Annotated in this window: 17 protein-coding genes; 12 read left to right on the top strand and 5 right to left on the bottom strand. The window is 62.3% G+C overall.

The window, feature by feature from the left end; all coding sequences use genetic code 11:
* Positions 1 to 245: 245 nt before the first annotated feature.
* Entirely contained in the window at positions 246 to 1127 is an 882-nt protein-coding gene (pdxY, locus tag J3R84_RS17610) for a pyridoxal kinase PdxY (RefSeq protein WP_025425279.1), read from the top strand.
* 69 nt (positions 1128 to 1196) lie between these two features.
* Entirely contained in the window at positions 1197 to 1844 is a 648-nt protein-coding gene (locus tag J3R84_RS17605; RefSeq protein ID WP_025425278.1) for a carbonic anhydrase, read from the top strand.
* A gap of 223 nt (positions 1845 to 2067) precedes the next feature.
* On the opposite strand, the gene J3R84_RS17600 is transcribed toward J3R84_RS17605, so the two are convergent.
* A complete protein-coding gene (locus tag J3R84_RS17600; RefSeq protein ID WP_025425277.1) occupies positions 2068 to 2889 on the bottom strand; it encodes a lytic murein transglycosylase in 822 nt (273 codons plus the stop codon).
* A gap of 207 nt (positions 2890 to 3096) precedes the next feature.
* Positions 3097 to 4131 carry an aspartate-semialdehyde dehydrogenase gene (locus J3R84_RS17595; protein WP_025425276.1) on the bottom strand — a complete coding sequence of 345 codons (1035 nt, stop codon included), beginning with the start codon at positions 4129 to 4131 and terminating at the stop codon, positions 3097 to 3099.
* 388 nt (positions 4132 to 4519) lie between these two features.
* On the opposite strand from J3R84_RS17595, the gene J3R84_RS17590 reads away from it, so the two are divergent.
* The 5 genes from J3R84_RS17590 (at position 4520) to J3R84_RS17570 (ending at position 10849) form a co-directional block, all read left to right on the top strand.
* Positions 4520 to 6271 (top strand): alkaline phosphatase, encoded by a 1752-nt coding sequence (locus J3R84_RS17590; protein ID WP_025425275.1) that lies wholly within the window; start codon positions 4520 to 4522, stop codon positions 6269 to 6271.
* A gap of 109 nt (positions 6272 to 6380) precedes the next feature.
* On the top strand, positions 6381 to 6845 hold the full coding sequence (locus tag J3R84_RS17585; RefSeq protein ID WP_025425274.1) for a hypothetical protein: 465 nt from the start codon (positions 6381 to 6383) through the stop codon (positions 6843 to 6845).
* Between the two features lie 3 nt (positions 6846 to 6848).
* Entirely contained in the window at positions 6849 to 7538 is a 690-nt protein-coding gene (locus J3R84_RS17580; protein ID WP_025425273.1) for an ABC transporter ATP-binding protein, read from the top strand.
* Positions 7535 to 8788 carry an ABC transporter permease gene (locus J3R84_RS17575; RefSeq protein ID WP_025425272.1) on the top strand — a complete coding sequence of 418 codons (1254 nt, stop codon included), beginning with the start codon at positions 7535 to 7537 and terminating at the stop codon, positions 8786 to 8788. The genes J3R84_RS17580 and J3R84_RS17575 overlap by 4 nt, the downstream gene beginning before the upstream one ends.
* 171 nt (positions 8789 to 8959) lie before the next feature.
* On the top strand, positions 8960 to 10849 hold the full coding sequence (locus tag J3R84_RS17570) for an MFS transporter (protein WP_025425271.1): 1890 nt from the start codon (positions 8960 to 8962) through the stop codon (positions 10847 to 10849).
* Positions 10850 to 10911: 62 nt separating this feature from the next.
* Here J3R84_RS17570 and J3R84_RS17565 read toward each other — a convergent pair whose 3' ends face one another.
* Together J3R84_RS17565 and leuB are read right to left on the bottom strand one after the other, a co-directional pair.
* Positions 10912 to 11601: a phosphatase PAP2 family protein gene (locus J3R84_RS17565; RefSeq protein WP_025425270.1), complete on the bottom strand. Its 690-nt coding sequence runs from the start codon at positions 11599 to 11601 to the stop codon at positions 10912 to 10914.
* A 292-nt stretch (positions 11602 to 11893) separates the two neighbouring features.
* Positions 11894 to 13006: a 3-isopropylmalate dehydrogenase gene (gene leuB / locus J3R84_RS17560; protein ID WP_057258488.1), complete on the bottom strand. Its 1113-nt coding sequence runs from the start codon at positions 13004 to 13006 to the stop codon at positions 11894 to 11896.
* Positions 13007 to 13521: 515 nt separating this feature from the next.
* Between leuB and J3R84_RS17555 the strand changes: the two genes are divergently transcribed.
* The 3 genes from J3R84_RS17555 (at position 13522) to J3R84_RS17545 (ending at position 16589) form a co-directional block, all read left to right on the top strand.
* Positions 13522 to 14163 carry a LysE family translocator gene (locus J3R84_RS17555; protein WP_025425268.1) on the top strand — a complete coding sequence of 214 codons (642 nt, stop codon included), beginning with the start codon at positions 13522 to 13524 and terminating at the stop codon, positions 14161 to 14163.
* A gap of 132 nt (positions 14164 to 14295) precedes the next feature.
* Positions 14296 to 16359, top strand: a complete 2064-nt coding sequence (locus J3R84_RS17550) for a M3 family metallopeptidase (RefSeq protein ID WP_203528726.1) — start codon at positions 14296 to 14298, stop codon at positions 16357 to 16359.
* Between the two features lie 92 nt (positions 16360 to 16451).
* Positions 16452 to 16589: a hypothetical protein gene (locus J3R84_RS17545; protein ID WP_156408076.1), complete on the top strand. Its 138-nt coding sequence runs from the start codon at positions 16452 to 16454 to the stop codon at positions 16587 to 16589.
* Between the two features lie 65 nt (positions 16590 to 16654).
* Here the strand turns inward: J3R84_RS17545 and J3R84_RS17540 are convergent, their stop codons facing one another.
* On the bottom strand, positions 16655 to 17827 hold the full coding sequence (locus J3R84_RS17540) for a dihydrodipicolinate synthase family protein (RefSeq protein WP_025425266.1): 1173 nt from the start codon (positions 17825 to 17827) through the stop codon (positions 16655 to 16657).
* Between the two features lie 317 nt (positions 17828 to 18144).
* Here J3R84_RS17540 and J3R84_RS17535 point away from each other — a divergent pair, with 317 nt between their 5' ends.
* Both J3R84_RS17535 and J3R84_RS17530 read left to right on the top strand, forming a co-directional pair.
* On the top strand, positions 18145 to 19188 hold the full coding sequence (locus J3R84_RS17535; RefSeq protein WP_025425265.1) for a LacI family DNA-binding transcriptional regulator: 1044 nt from the start codon (positions 18145 to 18147) through the stop codon (positions 19186 to 19188).
* Positions 19185 to 20186, top strand: coding sequence for a Gfo/Idh/MocA family protein (locus J3R84_RS17530; protein ID WP_025425264.1), 1002 nt, complete (start codon positions 19185 to 19187; stop codon positions 20184 to 20186). Before J3R84_RS17535 ends, J3R84_RS17530 begins: the two co-directional genes overlap by 4 nt.

Raw genomic sequence — 20186 nt, 5'->3', positions numbered from 1 at the left:
GAACCTTGGCTAATGGCGACCGCTTTTTATGACGATTTCGGCAAAAACGAGCCGAGAATCGGAGAATCTCACGTGAAAACAGCTCAAATCCATTTAAATCGAAGGCAGATTGGCGAAAATTGCTCGAATTTCGATGAAAAAGCACGAAAACGCCAGCGGCTCGTGCGGAACCTGTCTGCCATAGCCTGTTGACATGGCGGTGACAGTCGGTGATCAGAGTTCAAATCGAAGGATTGGACTGGCCGATGCCCGAAATGCCCTCCTTGCCTGGTGCCGTCATCGTCATTTCTAGTCACGTGGTTCGCGGCACCGTCGGCAATCGGGCGGTTGTCTTTGCCTTGGAGACGCTTGGCCATCCCGTCTGGGCTCTGCCGACCGTCATTCTGCCCTGGCATCCCGGCCATGGCCATTCGACGCGCATCACGATACCGGACGCGGAATTCCAGTCGGTGATCGACGATCTGGCTCAGGCGCCCTGGGCCGGCGAGGTCCGGGCAGTCCTGTCAGGCTATCTCGGCTCGGCGAGCCAGGCAGAGGGCGTTGCCCGGCTGGTGACCGCCTTGCGCGCCCGCAATCCTGATCTCGTCTATGCCTGCGACCCGGTGATCGGTGATGCCGAAGGGCTCTACGTGCCCGAAGCGACGGCGATTACCATCCGCGACCGGCTGTTGCCGCTTGCAAGTCTCGCCACGCCCAACCGGTTCGAACTGGCCTGGCTTGCCGGCGCGACGCTCGAGACCAATGCGGCAATCCTTGACGCGGCGCTGGGGCTTGGTCCCTCGCGCATGCTGGTCACGTCGGCGATTCCGATGATGAAGGGCGGGACGGGAAATCTCTATCTCTCCGGCAACCATGCGCTGCTCGCCGAACACCGGCTGATCGAGAACCCGCCGAACGGCACGGGCGATCTGCTGGCGGCGGTGTTCCTGGCGCGGCTGCTGGAAGGCCTCTCCGAGGAGCGCGCGCTTCAGATGGCGACAGCCAGCGTGTTCGAAATTATCGCGCGCACGGTCAAGCGCGGCGCCGATGAACTGACGCTCGAACAGGATGCGTCCAGTCTCTCGACGCCGATGGCGATGGTGCAGATGCGGCGCTTGCTGCATCCGAGCCAGATGCGGCGGAAATAGAAGAAGCTGTTCACGGCACGCCGTCGGATGGCTTGGTGGATTGAACTCTCGACAGCAGCGGGGTAACCGATGGATATGCAGCGTTTTCCAGACCACCTTCTGAACGGCTATCATAACTTCATGAGTGGTCGCTTCAGCGAACAGCAGCAGCGTTACAAGACATTGGCGGATAGCGGGCAGAAGCCCAAGACCATGGTCATTGCCTGTTGTGACTCCCGGGCAGCGCCCGAGACGATCTTCGACAGCGGCCCGGGCGAGCTCTTCGTCGTGCGCAACGTCGCCAATCTCATGCCGCCCTACGAGCCGGACGGACACTACCACTCGACGTCGGCAGCTCTGGAATTTGCCGTCCAGTCTCTGCGTGTCAGCGACATCGTCGTCATGGGCCACGGACGCTGCGGCGGCATCAAGGCGGCGCTTGACCTGGACGCCGAGCCCCTGTCGCCGGGTGACTTCATCGGTCGCTGGATGCACCTCTTGAAACCGTCCGCCGAACAGATCCAGAGCAATGACGTGATGACCCAGGCCGAGCGGCAGCGCGCTCTGGAGCGGGTTTCCATCCGCAACTCGATCGCCAATCTTCGCACCTTCCCCTGCGTCCAGATTCTCGAATCGAAGGGCAAGCTCCAGCTTCACGGCGCCTGGTTCGACATTTCGACCGGCGAGCTCTGGGTGATGGATCCGAAGAGCGGCGACTTTGCCCGTCCAGGTATGTGATAGAAGCCAGAGAAAAAGCCCGGTCCTTTCGAACCGGGCTTCTTTTATTTCATAAGCTTTGATCTTTTGTTTTTGCGCTGTCGTTATCGCAAAACCGCTGCGCACCTTTGCGCAACATGCGTTAGAGCGTCTGCGGTTTAAGCGGAGTCGCAGAAACGCTCTATCTCCTTGTTTCTACGCATTTCCTGACGGAAAACCGCTTCGCACTTTTCCTGGAAATGCTCTAGTCGCCGTCAATTTCCGCGCCGATGATGGCGATCGCCTGCTGATAGACGCTGGCGGCGTTCCAGCCCTGGATCGCGCCGAAATTGGCCTGTCCCGGCTGATATCCGGCGCCCGGCTGCCAGCCGTGTCCACGCAGGAAGTTCGCGGTCGAAGCAAGCGCGTCAGCCTTCGAGCGGACCATGTCGATATGGCCGTTGCCGTCACCGTCGACGCCGTATTTCAGAACGTTTGCCGGAAGGAACTGGGTCTGTCCGATTTCGCCATGGGCAGCGCCGCGTGCAGCCGGGCTGAGATCGCCGCGCTGGACGAGCTGGAGCGCCGCATAGAGCTGGTTGGTGAAGTAGTCGGACCGGCGGCAGTCATAGGCGAGCGTCGAAACGGCTGAGAGCGTATGCTCCTTGCCCATGAAGCCGCCAAAGCCGGTTTCCATGCCCCAGATGGCGATCAGCGGGCCGGCCGGTACGCCGTAGCGCCGTTCGATGCTGTTGAAGAGCGCCGCATTCTGGGCCTTCATCTTCTTGCCGCGCGAGATGATCGTCTGACCGCCACGCTTCTGCATGAACTGGCTGAGCGAGAGCTTGAAGCTTTTCTGGCCGCGGTCGGCGCGGATCGTCGCCTTGTTGTAGGAAACGCCGGAGAGCGCCTTGTCGAGCGCCGCAGGGCTGATGCCGTTGCCGGAGGCTTCCTGCTTGAACTGCGTCATCCAGGCCGCGAAACCGCTGCCGTCGTTGCCGCACTGTGCCGCCGACGCGGTCGCCGGAAGGATCGCCGTTGAAATCAGGGCCGCAAGCCCAATCGCTACGCACTTTGCCGTGTGCATGAAATACCCCGTCATTGCCCAAATCTGGTTGCCGTTAGGAAGATGCCAGCCTTTGCCGGCTCTGTCACCCGCCCCTCATTGGCGGAAATTTCCTAACGGTTTCACGTGAATCCGATCAATTTTGCGCACGGATCCGTGAAACAGGAAACCCCGCAGGCCGATAACGGGCCAGGCGGGGTTCTTATTCGTGCTTTACCGTCTGTTTGTTCAGGCGGCCTGCTTCTTGGCGCGGATCAGACCGCGGTTGATGAGCAGCTCGGCGATCTGGATCGCGTTGAGTGCCGCACCCTTCCGCAGGTTATCGGAAACGACCCAGATGTTGAGGCCGTTTTCGACGGTTGCGTCTTCGCGGATGCGCGAGATGTAGGTCGCGTCTTCGCCGGCGCACTCGTAAGGCGTTACGTAGCCGCCGTTCTCGTGCTTGTCGACAACAAGGCAACCCGGTGCTTCGCGCAGGATATCGCGCGCCTCGTCAGCGGTGATCTCGTTTTCGAACTCGATGTTGACCGATTCCGAATGGCCGATGAAGACCGGGACGCGCACGGCCGTGCAGGTCACCTTGATCTTCGGGTCGAGCATCTTCTTGGTCTCGGCCAGAACCTTCCACTCTTCCTTGGTGTAGCCGTCTTCCATGAAGACGTCGATGTGCGGAATGACGTTGAAGGCGATGCGCTTGGTGAACTTCTTCGATTCGATCGGGTCGGCAACGAAGACCGCACGGGTCTGGTTGAAGAGTTCGTCCATGCCGTCCTTGCCGGCGCCGGAAACCGACTGGTAGGTCGAGACGACGACGCGCTTGATCTTGGCGTGGTCGTGCAGCGGCTTCAGCGCGACGACGAGCTGGGCGGTCGAGCAATTCGGATTGGCGATGATGTTCTTCTTGGTGAAGAGCGTGATCGCGTCCGGGTTCACTTCCGGCACGATCAGCGGCACTTCGGAGTCGTAACGCCAGGCCGAGGAATTGTCGATGACGACGCAACCCTGCTGGCCGATCTTCGGCGAATACTTCAGCGAAACCGCGCCGCCGGCCGACATCAGGCAGATATCGGTATCGGAGAAATCGTAGTTTTCGAGGTTCTTGACCTTGAGCGTCTTGTCGCCGAAGGAAACTTCCGTGCCCTGGGAACGGGCGGAAGCAAGGGCGACCACTTCATCGGCGGGAAAGCCGCGTTCCGAAAGGATGTTCAGCATCTCCCGGCCGACATTGCCGGTGGCGCCTGCGACTGCAATCTTGAAACCCATGATCTAAGCTCTCTTTTTTGTCTCTCCTCGTCGGGTGGAGGGGGAAACCGCGCGATCCGCCGCGAGGGTTCCTGTCCCCGGCCAAACCGGGGAGAGAGCGGAGGGCCAGAGACGTCAGACGGTTTTCGTCGTCGTTTTGGCCGTTGTTTTGAAGGAAGCTGGAAAACGCATATCCTGCCCGGCGATTTCTGCCAGGACGCTGCTGTCAGCGAAGTTGTGTTCGCGGCGAAGCATGGAATGCCTTCCTTTCCGAGGCTCGTAATAATTGTTTCTATCGGCGAGTCAAGCGTGCGATGCTTGGCGCCTGCAAACGTGATCGCAATGTCATGTCGCTGTCATCGCCGGGCGTTACGACCGCGCAATCCGACACCTCAAAGGGACGATTGCCATGCGTATGCTTCTTGCCACCCTCTTTGCCACGACGGTTCTGGCCCACGCCGCTCAGGCCGCAGACGTCTATCCCATTGATCGCGCGACAATTCTTGCCGGTTCCCCGTTCGATTTCAAGGTCGAGCTCAAGAGCGCCGTCAAGGCGGAAGACATCAAGGTGACCGTCAACGGCCAGGACTACAAGGCAGCGCTCGGTGCCGAAGCCGCCTATGTCGCGATGGAAAAGGGCAAGGAAGACAAGGAGCTCGGTTCGGCCCTGCTCCTGCGCAACGCTATAATTGGCGCACCGGGCAGCTACAAGGTCGAAGTGACGGCTGGCGGAGAGACGAAGACCGTGACCTGGCACGTCTATGCCACGGCGGAGCAGCCGAAGGTCAAGAACGTCATCTTCCTGCTTGGCGATGGCCTTTCGGTTGCGCACCGCACCGCCGCCCGCATCATGTCGAAGGGCATGACCGAGGGTAAGGCCAATGGCCGCCTCAACATGGACGACCTCGAGCGCATGGCCTTCATCGGCACGTCGGCGACCAATTCGATCGACACCGACAGCGCCAACACCATGTCGGCCTACATGACCGGCCACAAGACCGTGATCAACGCCGTGGGCGTCTATGGCGACCGCACGCCCGACAGCCTCGACGATCCACGGGTCGAGACCATTGCCGAAGCGCTGCGCCGCCAGACGCAGAAGTCGATCGGTCTCGTCACGACCTCGGAAATCGAGGACGCCACGCCGGCCGCCGTCGTCGCCCACACCCGCAACCGCAGCGACAAGGCCGAGATCGTCGGCATGATCTACGACGTCAAGCCGGAGGTCATCCTTGGCGGAGGCTCGGCCTATTTCCTCGGCAAGGAGACGCCCGGCTCCAAGCGCAAGGACAACCAGGACTACATCAAGCTTTTCCAGGAAGCCGGTTATGCGCTTGCGACCGACAAGAGCGAACTTGCCAATGCGCCCGCCGACGGCAAGCTTCTCGGTCTGTTCCACACCGGCAACATGGACGTGACGCTTGATCGCGAGTTCCTGAAGAAGGGCACGGTCGAAAAGTTCCCCGGCCAGCCAGGCCTTGTCGACATGATCAAGACCGCGCTCGACAGGCTGTCGAAGAACGAAAACGGCTTCTTCCTGATGGTCGAGGGCGCCTCGATCGACAAGATGAGCCATCCGCTCGACATGGAGCGCGCCGTCGTCGAGACCATCGAGTTCGACCAGGCGGTCGGCGTTGCCCGCGCGTTCGCGAAGAACAACCCGGATACGCTGGTTGTCGTGACCGGCGACCATACCCATGGCGTCTCACTGCTCGGCATCATCGACGACACCGTCGAGGGCAAGGAAGGCCGCGACAAGGTCAAAACAGGCGCTTCGGCGGGCTTCCCGAACTATACCGACGAGAACAAGGACGGCTTCCCCGACAAGATCGACGCGAGCCGTCGTCTGGCGATGTTCGTCTCAAACTTCCCCGACTACTACGAAACCTTCAGCCCCAAGCTGGACGGGCCGTTCGAGCCGGCGGTGAAGAACGAGAAGGACGAGTATGTCGCCAACGAAGCTTACAAGGACATGCCCGGCGCCGTGCTGCGCGTCGGCATCCTGCCGAAGGACGAAAGCACCGGCCAGCACACGGTCGACGACGTCGTGCTGCAGTCGGAAGGTCCGGGCAGCGAGGGCTTCAGAGGCTACATGGAGCAGAGCGACGTCTACCGCGTTCTCGTCGATGCGCTTGCCCTCGGCGTGAAGCAGACCAACTGATCGTTTGAAACCCGCCTCCTCCCTGAAACGGGGAGGAGGCTTCACGCTGACGTTCATTCCCGGCCACATCACGCCCATGCGCTGCCGGGGTACTCTTGGCGATAAGACGATGACCCTACCGACACCCATATCCTTGAGCCGTCGAGCTGTGCTCGGCCTGATTGCCGGCGCGGTTGTCGCGTTCGACGGGCATGCGGCCCTGGCCGACGCCAGTCTCACTTTCGATGAGCTCTACGGCAAGGTCAGTGTACTCGGCCTCGAATTCTCGACAAAGGTGAAGAGCCTTGCCGGTCAGGAAGTCCGCATGCGCGGCTTCATGGCGCCGCCGCTCAAGGCAGAGGCAGCGTTCTTCGTGCTGACGGAAGTTCCGATGGCGCTTTGCCCGTTTTGTTCGTCGGATTCCGATTGGCCGGACAATATCGTCGTCGTCTATCTCGGGGAGAAGCAGACCTTCGTGCCGCCCGGCCAGACGATCGAGGTTCGCGGGACACTGGAGGTCGGCTCCTGGACCGATCCGGAGACCGGATTCGTCAGCCTGCTGCGTCTGCGCTCGTCTCAATTTTACGCGGTCTAGGGCATGCTTGGTCTTCAACTCGCAGGCGTCGATGTCAGCTTTCCCGGACTTGCCGCACCCGCTCTTGCGATCGACAGCCTTGACGTCGCCGCCGGCAGCCGTGTGGCGCTCACAGGTGCGTCAGGATCCGGCAAAAGCACGCTGATCAGCATCCTGACCGGGCTCGAGCGGGTCGGACAGGGCCGCATCCTCTGGGGCGATGTCGATATCTGCGCGCTCTCCGAGGGCCGTCGTGACCGTTGGTGCGGCGCCAATATCGGTCTGGTCCTGCAGGACTTTCATCTTTTCCCCGGCCTCAGTGCTCTGGACAACGTTCTGCTGCCGACAAGGCTCTCCGGCGCGATGAGCCGTGATGTCGGCGCCCGTGCTGAACATCTGCTTCTGCGTGTCGGCCTCACCCGGCCGACCCAGATGATCGAAACCATGTCGCGCGGTGAAATGCAGCGGGTGGCGATCGCCCGCGCGCTTTTGCGCAAGCCGGGTGTGGTCATTGCCGACGAGCCGACCGCCAGCCTCGACAGCGACGCCGGCGAGACCGTCGGCGACCTGCTGCTCGAGCTTTCACGCGAAAGCGGCTGCACGCTGATCGTTGCGACGCACGATCTGGCGCTGACGCGGCGTATGGACCGTCGCATCCGGCTTGCCGCCGGGCGCATCGTCGAAGATGGCCTCATCGAGGAGCGCGCGGCATGATCGGTTTCATCCTTGCGGATCTGCGCCGCCTCTGGGCCGGTTCGCTCGTCGTCGTCCTCCTGGTTGCGTTGGCGACGGCGCTCGGCGTCGCCGTCACCTTGCAGGAACGGGCGCTTCGGCTCGGCAGTGCGCGTGCTGCCGACAAGTTCGACCTCGTGATCGGCGCCCCCGGCAGCGAGACCCAGCTCGTGCTTTCATCGATCTTCCTGCAACCCTCGCCGCTGCCGCTGATGGAAGGCACGGTTCTGCCGCGCCTTCTTGCCGATCCGCGCGTCGCCTCCGCAGCACCGGTCGGCTTCGGTGACAGCTTTGGCGGCTATGCCGTTGTCGGCACCTCCACCGGGTTGCTTGCGGAACTCGAACAGCTTGCCGAAGGCCGCGCCTTTGCCGCCCTTGGTGAAGCGGTTGCCGGCGCCGCCGTCGATTTGCCACTCGGTTATACGGTCAAGCCGACCCATGGACTTGCCGAACTCGGCGGCCACGCCCACACGGAACTCGCCTATCGCATTGTCGGGCGCCTCAAGCCCACGGGCACCGCCTGGGACCGTGCCATTTTGGTTCCGATGCAGGCGGTCTGGGCGCTGCATGGAATGGAAGCGGCGGAACACGATGATGCCGACGATCACGCGCATGACGAGGCCGCGTCCGGTGTCGAGGCGGATCACCCTCATATCGATGCGGACGCGGCGCTCGACGAGAATTGGAGCAAGGCCACGCCCGGCCTGCCCGCGATCCTCGTCAAACCGAAATCGATCGCCGACGCCTACAAGCTCCGGCAGGACTATCGCAGCAACTCGACACTGGCGGTTTTTCCCGGCGAGGTGCTGACGAACCTCTATGCGACACTTGGCGACGCCAAGCGGGTGCTCGTGGGAGTGACGACGGGCGCTCAGGTTCTGGTCGCAGCCGCGATCCTGCTCGTCACGATCCTGCATGTCGGCCAGCGCCGACGGCAGATCGGGGCGCTTCGTGCCTTCGGCGCGCCGCGCACGGCGGTGTTTGTCATCGTCTGGAGCGAACTGTTTGCGCTGATTGCCGCCGGTGTGCTTTCCGGTTTCGCGCTTGGCTTCGGTGCCGCAAAGTTCATAGCCGGATATCTTTCCGGTGAGAGCGGCGTTGCCATGCCTGTCATGTTCGCTGCCGGCGACGGATTTCTTGTCTCTGCCATTCTCGTCTTCGCCGCCATCCTCGCCGTCCTGCCGGCCATGATCGCCTACCGGCAATCGCCGGCGGCAGCCCTTCGCGCCTGAGGTCTCTGGCTTCTTAGACGAAAGTCATAAGCCGAAAGCATCCCTGCCTGCGGCCCTCCTTTTCTGACATCCTGTGATCAGGCGCACCACGTTCGGACGTTCAAGGGAGGAATTGTCCGAGCCAGCCAATGGGCGCTCCAATGGGCTGTTTTGGAGTGGAGGATAAACAAAATGGCAAATGTCGCGACAGCGGACGACACAAAAGCACGTCCGATGACCGGCGAGGAGAAGAAGGTCATCTTCGCCTCGTCGCTTGGTACCGTATTCGAATGGTACGATTTCTATCTCTACGGTTCGCTCGCCGTTTACATCGGCGCGACCTTCTTCAGCTCCTACCCGGAAACGACGCGAAACATCTTCGCGCTTCTGGCGTTTGCCGCGGGCTTCTTGGTTCGCCCGTTCGGCGCTCTGGTCTTCGGTCGCCTCGGCGACCTCGTCGGCCGCAAATACACCTTCCTCGTGACGATCCTGATCATGGGTCTGTCGACCTTCCTGGTCGGCATCCTGCCTGGCGCTGCCTCGATCGGCATCGCTGCGCCGATCCTGCTCATCGCTCTGCGCATGCTTCAGGGCCTGGCGCTCGGCGGTGAATATGGCGGCGCTGCAACCTACGTGGCCGAACACGCGCCGCACGGGCGTCGCGGTTACTTCACCTCGTGGATCCAGACCACGGCAACGCTCGGTCTGTTCTTGTCGCTGGTGGTGATCCTGCTCGTCCAGTACCTGGTGGGCAAAGAAGCGTTTGCAGCCTGGGGCTGGCGCGTTCCGTTCCTGGTCTCGGTCGTGCTTCTCGGCGTTTCCGTCTGGATCCGCCTGAAGATGAACGAGTCGCCGGCCTTCAAGAAGATGAAGGAAGAGGGCAAGGGTTCCAAGGCACCGTTGTCGGAAGCCTTCGGCCAGTGGAAGAACGCCAAGATCGCGCTTCTGGCACTGTTCGGCGCCGTCGTCGGCCAGGCCGTCGTCTGGTACTCCGGTCAGTTCTACGCGCTGTTCTTCCTGACGGGCGTGCTCAAGGTGGACGGCCAGTCGGCCAATATCATGGTCGCCGCCTCACTGCTGATCGGTACGGGCTTCTTCGTGCTCTTCGGCTGGCTCTCCGACAAGATCGGCCGCAAGCCGATCATCATGGCCGGCCTGCTGCTTGCCATGCTCACCTACTTCCCGCTGTTCAAGGCGCTGACCTGGGCCGGTAACCCGGCGCTCGCTCAGGCCCAGGCAACGGTACGGGCGACCGTGACCGCGGCACCGGGCGACTGCAAGTTCCAGTTCAACCCGACCGGTACCGCGAAGTTCACGACCTCGTGCGACATCGCAACCGCGTTCCTGACCAAGAACTCGGTTCCCTATGACGTGGTAACGACAGCTGCGGCGGGGACTGCCGCGACTGTGGAGGTCGGCGAAACGACGATCAACAGCTATGACGCGATCGCTGCAGGCGATGGTGCCAAGGCTGCCAACGCCGGCTTCGAAAAGCAGACCAACATGGCTCTCCATGATGCCGGCTACCCGCTGGTTCGTGGTGCGGCAAAGGTTCCGGAATCCAAGCTTGACGGCTTCGTCGCCGCCAATCCGGAACTGGCGCTTGATGCCGCTGCCGTTCGCGGCGGCGAAAAGACCATGGTTCCTGCCGACAAGCTCATTGCCGACAAGCTCCTGACCAAGGACGAAGTCGGCGCCGCCACCGAAATGGCTGTCTACACGATCGCCAAGGGCGGCAGCTACGCAATGGTGGCGGATCCTGCCAACGTCAACTGGACGATGATCATCGCCGTTCTGACCGTTCTCGTCATCTACGTGACGATGGTCTACGGCCCGATTGCCGCCCTGCTGGTCGAACTGTTCCCGACCCGCATCCGCTACACCGGCATGTCCCTGCCCTACCATATCGGCAACGGTTGGTTCGGTGGCTTGCTGCCGGCCACGGCCTTCGCGATGAGCGCGGCTCAGGGCGATATCTACTACGGTCTCTGGTACCCGATCGTCTTTGCGGGCATCACCCTGGTCATCGGCATGTTGTTCCTGCCGGAAACCAAGGATCGCGACATCCACGCGATGGACTAAAGACTTCCCCGAGAGGCATCACGGCTCTCCCGACTCCGGCGCGGCTTTCCGCGCCGGCTTTTTTATGGGCGGGAGCCTGTTCGCTTTGGGATAGGCCAACCGCCCTCGTCGGCGCGGAAAAGCCAGCCGCGTTTGGCGAAGAGAAACGCCACCATCATAGATGTCCATAGGCCAAGCAGCAGCCCGGCAGCAACGTCGCTCGGATAGTGGGCGCCGACGATGACGCGCGAGACCCCGATGACCAATGCCATCACGAAAAACAACGGCCGCAGCTTCGGCAGAAGCATGGCAAAGGCGCCGAAAAAAGCACCCGCCGCCGTCGAATGACCGGATGGAAAGCTTTCGAACAGGGTGTCGCCGGTAAACGGCGTCAGGCTGTAGGCACCGAGATCCACCAGAAGCTCGGGCCTTGCCCGCCCGATCAGGAACTTCAGCACATGCACGAGCACACTGGCAGTGCCGATCGTCAGCAAGAAATAGGCAGCAAGGTTGCGGACAGTTCGGGCTTTGCGCTGAAACGGCGCCTGGCCAACGGCACGCTGCAGGATGAAGGCGACGGCAAGCACCAGACCCGAGACATAAATCATCCAGCCGAAGGTGCCGAAGTCGGTAATCAGGCGATTGAAGGCGACGATGCCCTCGGGCAGTTCCTGCGCCCGCGTCGACAGAAACGGATCGAGCGGAATGAAGGCGAGTACGAGGATCAGTGTCGTCACCAGGATCCATCCGGTTGATGCGAGCGGTCGGTTCATGTCGGCCTTTCCAAACGGTCTGCATGCGAGAATGCGGTCCCTCGCCGCCCCTCATTGCTCGCAGCATCTGCCTGCATGTGTCGGTTCGGCCGTCGAATTCAAGACTGTCGAATGCAAAACACCTCCGGATCGCTCCGGAGGTGTTCTGACAACTTGCGGGGCGCTGCCCGATCGGGCGCGCCTCTTGCTTGAACGTTTCCGCTTCAGACGATGCCGCGGAAACGTTCAAGCTTTTTGTTTTACGCATTTCCTGGCGGAAAACCGCTTCGCACTTTTCCTGGAAATGCTCGTATCAGGCAGACAGCGCCTTGAACTCGGAGAGGATGGCTTCGCCCATTTCGACGGTTCCGACCTGGCGTGCGCCTTCGGCCATGATGTCGCCGGTGCGGATGCCCTTGTCGAGCACGGTGGCGATCGCCTTTTCCAGGTTGTCGGCTTCCGTCACCAGGTTGAAGGAGTAGCGCAGGCACATGGCAAACGAGGCGATCATGGCGATCGGGTTGGCGATGCCCTTGCCGGCAATGTCAGGGGCCGAACCGTGCACCGGCTCGTAGAGCGCCTTGCGCTTGCCGGTGACACCATCCGGTGCACCGAGCGAGGCCGAAGGCAGCATGCCGAGCGAGCCGGTCAGCATCGCCGCCACGTCCGACAGCATGTCGCCGAACAGGTTGTCGGTGACGATGACGTCGAACTGCTTGGGCTGGCGCACCAGCTGCATGCCGCCGGCATCGGCCAGCATATGCTCGAGCTGGACATCGGAATATTTCGCCTTGTGGGTTTCGGTCACCACCTGGTTCCACAACACGCCCGACTTCATGACGTTGCGCTTTTCCATCGAGCAGACGCGGTTGTTGCGGGTGCGGGCCAGTTCGAAGGCAACGCCGGCGATGCGCTCGATCTCGTAGGTGTCGTAGACCTGGGTGTCGATGCCGCGCTTCTGGCCGTTGCCGAGATCGATGATTTCCTTCGGCTCGCCGAAATAGACACCGCCGGTCAACTCGCGCACGATCAGGATGTCGAGGCCTTCGACCAGTTCCGGCTTCAGCGACGATGCGGCGGAAAGCGCCGGATAGCAGATGGCCGGGCGCAGGTTGGCAAACAGCTGCAGGTCCTTGCGCAGGCGTAAGAGACCGGCTTCGGGACGGACCTCGTAAGGCACGGCATCCCACTTCGGACCGCCGACGGCACCAAACAGCACGGCGTCGGCGGCAAGCGCCTTGGCCATGTCCCCTTCCGAAATCGCCTGGCCGTGGGCGTCATAGGCAGAACCGCCGACGAGGCCTTCGTCCGTCACGAAGCCGGCGCCAAGCTCGGCATTCATGTAGGCGATGATTTTGCGGACTTCCGCCATGGCTTCCGGGCCGATGCCGTCGCCGGGCAGAAGGAAGAGATTGCGCACTGTCATGGAAAGTCCTTCTCGCGGGGAAAACTCGCGCGCGTCTTAGCGCAACTTCGTATCGAGGGAAATGATCGCGACGAAAGAATTGTGCGCCAACATCCCGGCCCCGCGCCGGTTACCGGAGAAACAGCGTGCACGCCGAAAGGGTGGAATTCTCACATCCGCGGCCCGAAGCCGCAACGCCCGCACACACACGGAAAAGGATCGAGATCATGCGCAATTTCACTCACGAGATCACGACGCTTCTCGGCGCCAGCGTCAATGCCCTTGTCTTCGGCAACCGTCGAGCCAGCGGTTCCCGTCGCTAGAACACAGTTCTTCGTGTCACTGCATGCCGCCACTCTTCGGTGGAGGTCTGTCTTGCCGTTCGCGCCTACCGATTTTCGCGAAGCGACCGTGCGCCTGGAAATCCTGGAGCGTTTTTGCAGTTCCCGTTTCGACATTCTCTCGGAGCAGCCTTTCCGCTTGACGGAATCGTTGGCTGGGGATCGAATGGTCGCTGACACAACCGGGGACCCGCCATGTCCGAGACGCTGCTGATCGGTGCCTTTCTCGCCGCCCTTTCCTATACGCTCATTCCCGGGCCGGCTTTTCTGGCCTTGCTCGGCATCGGTGCCGGCCAGGGCCGCAAGGCAGGCGCCCTGTTCATGGGCGGCCATCTCGCCGGCGATATCCTCTGGTCGGGCTTGGCGCTGGTTGCGATCGTCGGCGCGCGTTCGGTCGGCACGACGATCTTCGACATTCTCGGCCTCTTCTGTGGCCTCTATCTCGGCTGGATCGGCTGGACCGCGCTGCGCGCCCGGCCGACGGGCGAAAACAGGGCGCTGATCACGGTGGAGCGACCGCTCCGGCGCGGGCTTATCTTCGGCCTGACAAACCCGAAGGGGTATCCGGTGGCGCTCGCGACCTTCACCGCCCTGCTCGCCGGCTCCGCCAACGCGCTTGAATTCGACGCCCTGCCGATGCTGCTCGGCGTCTCGCTTATCGGCTTTCTCGTTGCCGACCTGATCCTGATCGTAATCATCGGCGCGTCGGTCGTTCGGCGTTTCTATCGCCACCATGAGCTGGCGATCGTTCGGCTCTCAGGGCTGCTGTTCATCGGCTTTGCCGTCCAGGCCGTGTGGCACGCCGCCCCCGGCCTTCTCGGTCTGCGCAAGCCCTGAAACCCAAGCCCAAGTCTTGACGCTGGGGCCGCCAGCAACCACCTCAAGCTCTTCCGCCCGACGTTGTCTCCAGCTGCGTGGGCGCTCCCCTCCCCGGCCATTAGCCGGCATCCGCATGCGAAAGGATCCTTCATGACCGCCAGCACCCCGCTCAATCCTGCCCTGACGACCTGGACCGGACATGAGGGCTTGCCCCGCTTCGACCTGGTGAAGGACACGGATTTCGCGCCCGCCTTCGAGGCGGCCTTCAAGGTGCATGAAGCGGAGATCGACGAAATCGCCGGAAGCACTGATGCGCCGACCTTCGACAACACCGTGATCGCGCTTGAGATTGCCGGCGATGAGCTGTCGCGCATCTCCTCGCTCTTCTGGAACAAGGCCGGCGCCGACACCAACGAAACCATCCAGGCGCTGGAACGCGACATCGCGCCGAAAATGTCCCGGCACTATTCCAGGATCGGCACGAATGCAGCGCTGTTCAAGCGGATCGACACGCTGTGGGAAAACCGCGAAACCCTCGGTCTCGACCTTGAGGCGACGCGGGTCCTGGAGCGGCACTGGAAGGGTTTCGTCAAATCCGGCGCGAAGCTGGCGAAGGATGAGCAGGAGCGGCTGGCGGCGATCAACGAGACGCTTGCCGGCCTCGGCGCCAAGTTCGGTCAGAACGTGCTTGCCGACGAAAAGAACTGGGCCCTCTTCCTTGAGAGCGACGAGGATCTGGCCGGGGTGCCGGACTTCCTGCGCGACGCCATGGCGGCTGCCGCCAGCGACCGCGGCGAAAAGAGCAAATATGCGGTGACGCTGTCGCGTTCGATCATCGAGCCGTTTCTGACCTTCTCCGACAATCGCGAGCTGAGGGAGCAGGCCTTCCGGGCCTGGATCGCCCGCGGTGAGAATGGCGGCGAGACCGACAATCGCGGCCTCATCGCCGAAACGCTGGCTCTGCGGGCCGAGAAGGCCAGGCTGCTCGGCTATGCCAATTACGCGGCGCTGAAGCTCGACAACACCATGGCCAAGACACCGGCAGCCGTGAACGGCCTGTTGATGCAGGTCTGGGAAAAGGCGGTCTCCCGTGCCCGCGAGGAAGAGGCCGATCTTGCCAAGCTGATCGCAGCCGAAGGCCGCAATCACGACGTCATGCCGTGGGACTGGCGCCACTATGCGGAAAAGCTGCGTGCCGAAAAGTTCAATTTCTCGGAAGGCGAGCTGAAGCCCTATCTGCAGCTCGAAAAGATCATCTACGCCTGCTTCGATGTCGCCCAGCGCCTGTTCGGCATCACCGCGACGGAAAAGAAGGGCATGGCCGGCTATCATCCGGATGTGCGCGTCTTCGAGATCCGCGACGCCGCCGGCAAGCTTGTGGCGCTGTTCCTCGGCGATTACTTCGCGCGTTCGTCGAAGCGCTCCGGCGCCTGGATGAGTTCGTTCCAGTCTCAGCACAAGCTGACGCTCAAGAACGGCACCGTCGGCGAACTGCCGATCATCTACAACGTCTGCAACTTTGCCAAACCCGCTGAAGGCAAGACGGCGCTCCTGTCGCTCGACGACGCGCGCACCCTCTTCCACGAGTTCGGGCATGCGTTGCATGGCATGCTATCCAACGTCACCTACCCCTCCGTATCCGGTACGGGCGTGTCGCGAGATTTCGTCGAACTGCCTTCGCAGCTCTACGAACACTGGCTGACGGTGCCGGATATCCTCAAGCGCTATGCGGTGCACTACCAGACCGGCGAGCCGATGCCCGAGGCGCTGCTCGACAAGGTGCTGGCCGCACGCACCTTCAACTCCGGCTTCGCCACGGTCGAGTTCACCTCGTCCGCCTTGGTCGACATGGCCTATCACACGGCGGAAACGCAGGGTGAGCCGATGGCGCTCGAAACGGCGACACTGGAAAAGATCGGCATGCCGAAGTCGATCGTCATGCGGCATCGCAGCCCGCATTTCCTGCATGTCTTCTCCGGGGACGGCTACTCTGCGGGGTACTATTCCTACATGTGGTCGGAAGTGCTCGATGCGGATGCGTTTGCCGCCTTCGAAGAGACGGGCAATCCTTTCGATCCCGTCATGGCGCGCAAGCTCAGGGACAACGTCTATTCGGTCGGCGGCTCCATCGATCCGGAAGACGCCTACAAGGGGTTCCGCGGCAAGCTGCCGAGCCCCGATGCCATGTTGGCCAAGAAGGGCCTGGCGGCCTGAGGCATGATTGTCGGTCCTACCGCGCCATCTGGCGCGATCGGCCCGACCACAGTGCGCGCGCCGTGTTGCGCGCCGCCTCGAAGTCGGAGGCGTTGCCAAGACTGCTCGGCGAAGGCCTGACCCTCAGTGCCGCCGTCTACAATCTCCTGGACAAGAAGGTCGAGCAGACGGATTTCAACACGGTGATGGAGGGCCGCCGTTTCTGGATGAGCCTGACGACAACGTTCTGAGGCCATCCGCCGGGGTCGCTGCCCCGGTCATCGACGGCGCCCGTTGCGGGCGCCGTTTTTCGTTGTCAGCCGGCCTGTTCGACGCCGAGGGTCGTAACAAAGCTCTGCATCCGCTTTGCCGCCAACTCGGGTCGATCAAGCACGTTGGCCTTGTCGGCAAGCCGGAAGATGTCGGAGTAGTGCAGCAGGCCACGCGCCGACTGCATGCCTGCCGGCATGGTGAAATGGCCCTGGTGGCCGTTCAGCCAGGCGAGGAAAACGACGCCGGCCTTGTAGTACTGTGTCGGCGTCTCGAAGATCTTGCGCGACAGCGGCACGGTCGGCTCGATGACGCCACGGAAAGTGGCCACATCGCCCTTGGCCAATGCCGCAAGCGCCTTGGAGGCGGAAGGTGCCACCGCATCGAAAATGCCGAGAAGTGCGTGACTGTATTTCGCGCCGTCGCCCTCGATGAGCTCCGCATAGTTGAAGTCATCGCCGGTGAAGCAAAGTACGCCCTCCGGCAGTCGGTTGCGCAAGGCGACTTCTTTGGCGTTGTCGAGCAGGGAGATCTTGATGCCTTCAACCTTGTCGCGGTTGGCCTGGATGATCGACAGCACCGCGTCGAGTGCCTCATTGAAATCGTCAGAGCCCCAGTAACCCTTGAGCTGCGGATCGAACATGTCGCCGAGCCAATGCAGCACGACCTTGTTTTTTGTCTGGCGCAGAATGTGACCGTAGACGTGGCGATAATCGTCGGGCGAGCGGGCGACGCGGGCAAGCGCGCGGCTTGCCATCATGATGGCGCGGCCGCCCTCACCCTCGACGAATCCGATTTGTTCCTCGTAGGCGGCAATCACGTCGTCGAGCGAGCGTGCCTCAGTGGGCGCCAGGTGATCGGTGCCCGCACCGCAGGCAAGGTCAGCGCCCGGCACGCTTCGCGCCTCGGTGAGGGAGCGGCGGATCAGTTCCTGCGCGCCCGGCCAGGCGAGGCCCATGCCGCGCTGGGCGGTGTCCATCGCCTCGGCGATCTTGAAGCCCAGGCCCCAGAGATGATGGCGGAAGGCCATCGTCCGCTCCCAGTCGATGGCGGCATTGCCCCAGGGATCGGCATCGCGAAACGGATCCGACACAACATGAGCGGCGGCATAGGCAATGCGATTGAAGGTTGGGGCGGCGCTTGGCCGCTCGATCGGGATGCCCGCCAGACTGTATCGCTCAAGTGAACCGTCATGGCGTGGCAGCGTCAGGCTTGTCATCGGCTTTCTTCTCCTCCTCGGATCGTTGCATTCGAATAATTTAGATCGTTCCAAATTTCAAGTGGGAAATCTGGCATCCGATGCCAATCGAGGTGCCAAGGCTCCGGAATGAAAAGAAAAATATGGCATAAGCCATTGTAAACAAGGATATTTATAAACAATTACAACGGTGATGCCGTGGATCTATTACCTGTATCGCTGGGACTGAGATGGCCATAGAATAGTACGGAAACCAAAAAAGTGATCCTCCACCTCTTGACGAATTTGGAACGTTCCAATTATGAATGTGAAAAATAAGGCGGGTTTGGGAGGGTGCTTTGGTCAAGGAACGGGTAACGGTGGTGGATATCGCACACGCAGCCGGCGTGTCGAAGTCGACCGTGTCGCTCGTCCTTCAGGGCAGCTCGCTGGTCAACGAGGTGACGCGCGCCAAGGTCAACGCGACCATTCGCGAGCTTGGTTACGTCTACAATCGCAGCGCTGCCAACCTGCGCCAATCGAAGTCGAAGATCATCGGCATCGTCGTCAACGACCTGACCAACAGCTTCTTTGCCGAACTGGCGGTTGGCGTCGATACCGTGGTGCAGTCAGCCGGCTTCGTCCAGTTTCTCGCCAACACGAATGAAAAGATCGAGCGGCAACGCGAGGTCGTGGCGTCCATGCGCGAGCATGGGGTCTCCGGGCTGATCATCTCCCCGGCGCGCGGCACCGAGGCTGCCGATCTGGCGCCTCTGGTCGATAGCGGCATCCCCGTCGTGCTCGTCGTTCGCGATATCGCCGACGCGGGCGTTTCATCGCTGACGTCTGACAATCATGCCGGCGCCATGGCGGCGGTGCGCCACCTGATCGAGCGGGGTCATCGGCGCATCGCGTTCCTCGGTGGTTTCCACGACACCGCCGTATTCGAGGCGCGCATGCGCGGCTACCGCGAAGCTTTGCTCGAGGCGGGACTTGATGCGGCCGAGGCGCTTGTCATCGGCTCGGCGCCATCGCGCGCCGGCGGTGTCACGGCCATCGAGCAGGCGATGATGCTTTCCGACCGGCCAACGGCCGCGCTCTGCTTCAACGACGCGGTCGCATTCGGTGTCTGCGACGGCCTGCGGGCGCGGCGGCTGGAGCCGGGCGCCGACTTTGCTGTGATCGGCTTCGACGATGTGATCGAGGCGAAGACGGCGGTGCCGGCACTGACGACCGTGTCCGTCGATCCGCAAGGCATGGGGCAGAGGGCGGCGGAATTGCTGCTGAAGCAGATCAATGCGGGCAAGGCGGAGGCCGAAGCGATTATCGGTTCGGTGCGTCTCGTCGTTCGCCAGAGCTGCGGTGCTGCGATCGAGCGCAGAACGAGGGAGGCATTGTCATGAACAGATGGGGTCTGATCGGCGCGAGCACGATCGCGCGCGAATGGGTCATTGGCGCAATTCGCGCCACCGGTGGCGAAGTGGTTTCGGTGATGAGCACCAGCGCTGAGCGCGGTGCTGCCTATGCCACGGAAAATGGCATCGGCAAGTCGGTGACGTCGGTCGAGGAACTGGTCGGTGATCCCGATGTTGATGCCGTCTACGTCTCGACCACCAACGAGCTGCACCGCGAGCAGACGCTGGCGGCAATTCGGGCCGGCAAGCACGTGCTATGTGAAAAGCCCTTGGCGATGACGCTGGAGGATGCGCGCGAAATGGTTGTCGCCGCACGCGAAGCCGGCGTGGTGCTTGGCACCAACCATCACCTGCGCAACGCCGCTGCCCACCGGGCGATGCGGGATGCCATCGCCGAAGGGCGGATCGGCCGGCCGATCGCGGCACGGGTCTTCCATGCGGTCTATCTGCCGCCGCATCTGCAGGGCTGGCGGCTGGAGCGGCCGGAAGCCGGTGGCGGCGTCATTCTCGACATTACCGTGCACGATGCCGACACCTTGCGCTTCGTCCTTAACGACGATCCGGCCGAAGCCGTTGCCATCAGCCATAGCGCCGGCATGGGCAAGGAGGGGGTGGAGGACGGCGTCATGGGGGTGCTGCGCTTCCAGTCGGGCGTCATCGCCCAGTTCCACGATGCTTTCACCACCAAGTTTGCCGAGACCGGGTTCGAAGTCCACGGCACGGAGGGGTCGCTGATTGGCCGCAACGTCATGACGCAGAAGCCGGTCGGCACCGTCACCTTGCGTAATGCCGAGGGCGAAAGCCAACTGCCGCTCGATCCGGCCAATCTCTATGAAACCGCCCTTGCGGCGTTTCATTCAGCGATCGAAGGCCATGGCCAGCCCTCGGCAACCGGCGAGGACGGTGTCTGGTCGCTGGCAACCGGCCTTGCGGTCGTCAAGGCGGCAGCGACCGGTCAGGCGGCTGCGATCGAAACGGGACTTTGA

Source organism: Ensifer canadensis, from assembly GCF_017488845.2.
In the GTDB taxonomy this organism is placed as follows: domain Bacteria; phylum Pseudomonadota; class Alphaproteobacteria; order Rhizobiales; family Rhizobiaceae; genus Ensifer; species Ensifer canadensis.
This window is presented reverse-complemented; position numbering and strand designations above follow the sequence as displayed.

Coding starts and splice junctions, on each gene's coding strand:
- pdxY (WP_025425279.1), top strand. CDS start 246: ATGCCCGAAATGCCCTCCTTGCCTGGTGCCGTCATCGTCATTTCTAGT.
- J3R84_RS17605 (WP_025425278.1), top strand. CDS start 1,197: ATGGATATGCAGCGTTTTCCAGACCACCTTCTGAACGGCTATCATAAC.
- J3R84_RS17600 (WP_025425277.1), bottom strand. CDS start 2,889: ATGCACACGGCAAAGTGCGTAGCGATTGGGCTTGCGGCCCTGATTTCA.
- J3R84_RS17595 (WP_025425276.1), bottom strand. CDS start 4,131: ATGGGTTTCAAGATTGCAGTCGCAGGCGCCACCGGCAATGTCGGCCGG.
- J3R84_RS17590 (WP_025425275.1), top strand. CDS start 4,520: ATGCGTATGCTTCTTGCCACCCTCTTTGCCACGACGGTTCTGGCCCAC.
- J3R84_RS17585 (WP_025425274.1), top strand. CDS start 6,381: ATGACCCTACCGACACCCATATCCTTGAGCCGTCGAGCTGTGCTCGGC.
- J3R84_RS17580 (WP_025425273.1), top strand. CDS start 6,849: ATGCTTGGTCTTCAACTCGCAGGCGTCGATGTCAGCTTTCCCGGACTT.
- J3R84_RS17575 (WP_025425272.1), top strand. CDS start 7,535: ATGATCGGTTTCATCCTTGCGGATCTGCGCCGCCTCTGGGCCGGTTCG.
- J3R84_RS17570 (WP_025425271.1), top strand. CDS start 8,960: ATGGCAAATGTCGCGACAGCGGACGACACAAAAGCACGTCCGATGACC.
- J3R84_RS17565 (WP_025425270.1), bottom strand. CDS start 11,601: ATGAACCGACCGCTCGCATCAACCGGATGGATCCTGGTGACGACACTG.
- leuB (WP_057258488.1), bottom strand. CDS start 13,006: ATGACAGTGCGCAATCTCTTCCTTCTGCCCGGCGACGGCATCGGCCCG.
- J3R84_RS17555 (WP_025425268.1), top strand. CDS start 13,522: ATGTCCGAGACGCTGCTGATCGGTGCCTTTCTCGCCGCCCTTTCCTAT.
- J3R84_RS17550 (WP_203528726.1), top strand. CDS start 14,296: ATGACCGCCAGCACCCCGCTCAATCCTGCCCTGACGACCTGGACCGGA.
- J3R84_RS17540 (WP_025425266.1), bottom strand. CDS start 17,827: ATGACAAGCCTGACGCTGCCACGCCATGACGGTTCACTTGAGCGATAC.
- J3R84_RS17530 (WP_025425264.1), top strand. CDS start 19,185: ATGAACAGATGGGGTCTGATCGGCGCGAGCACGATCGCGCGCGAATGG.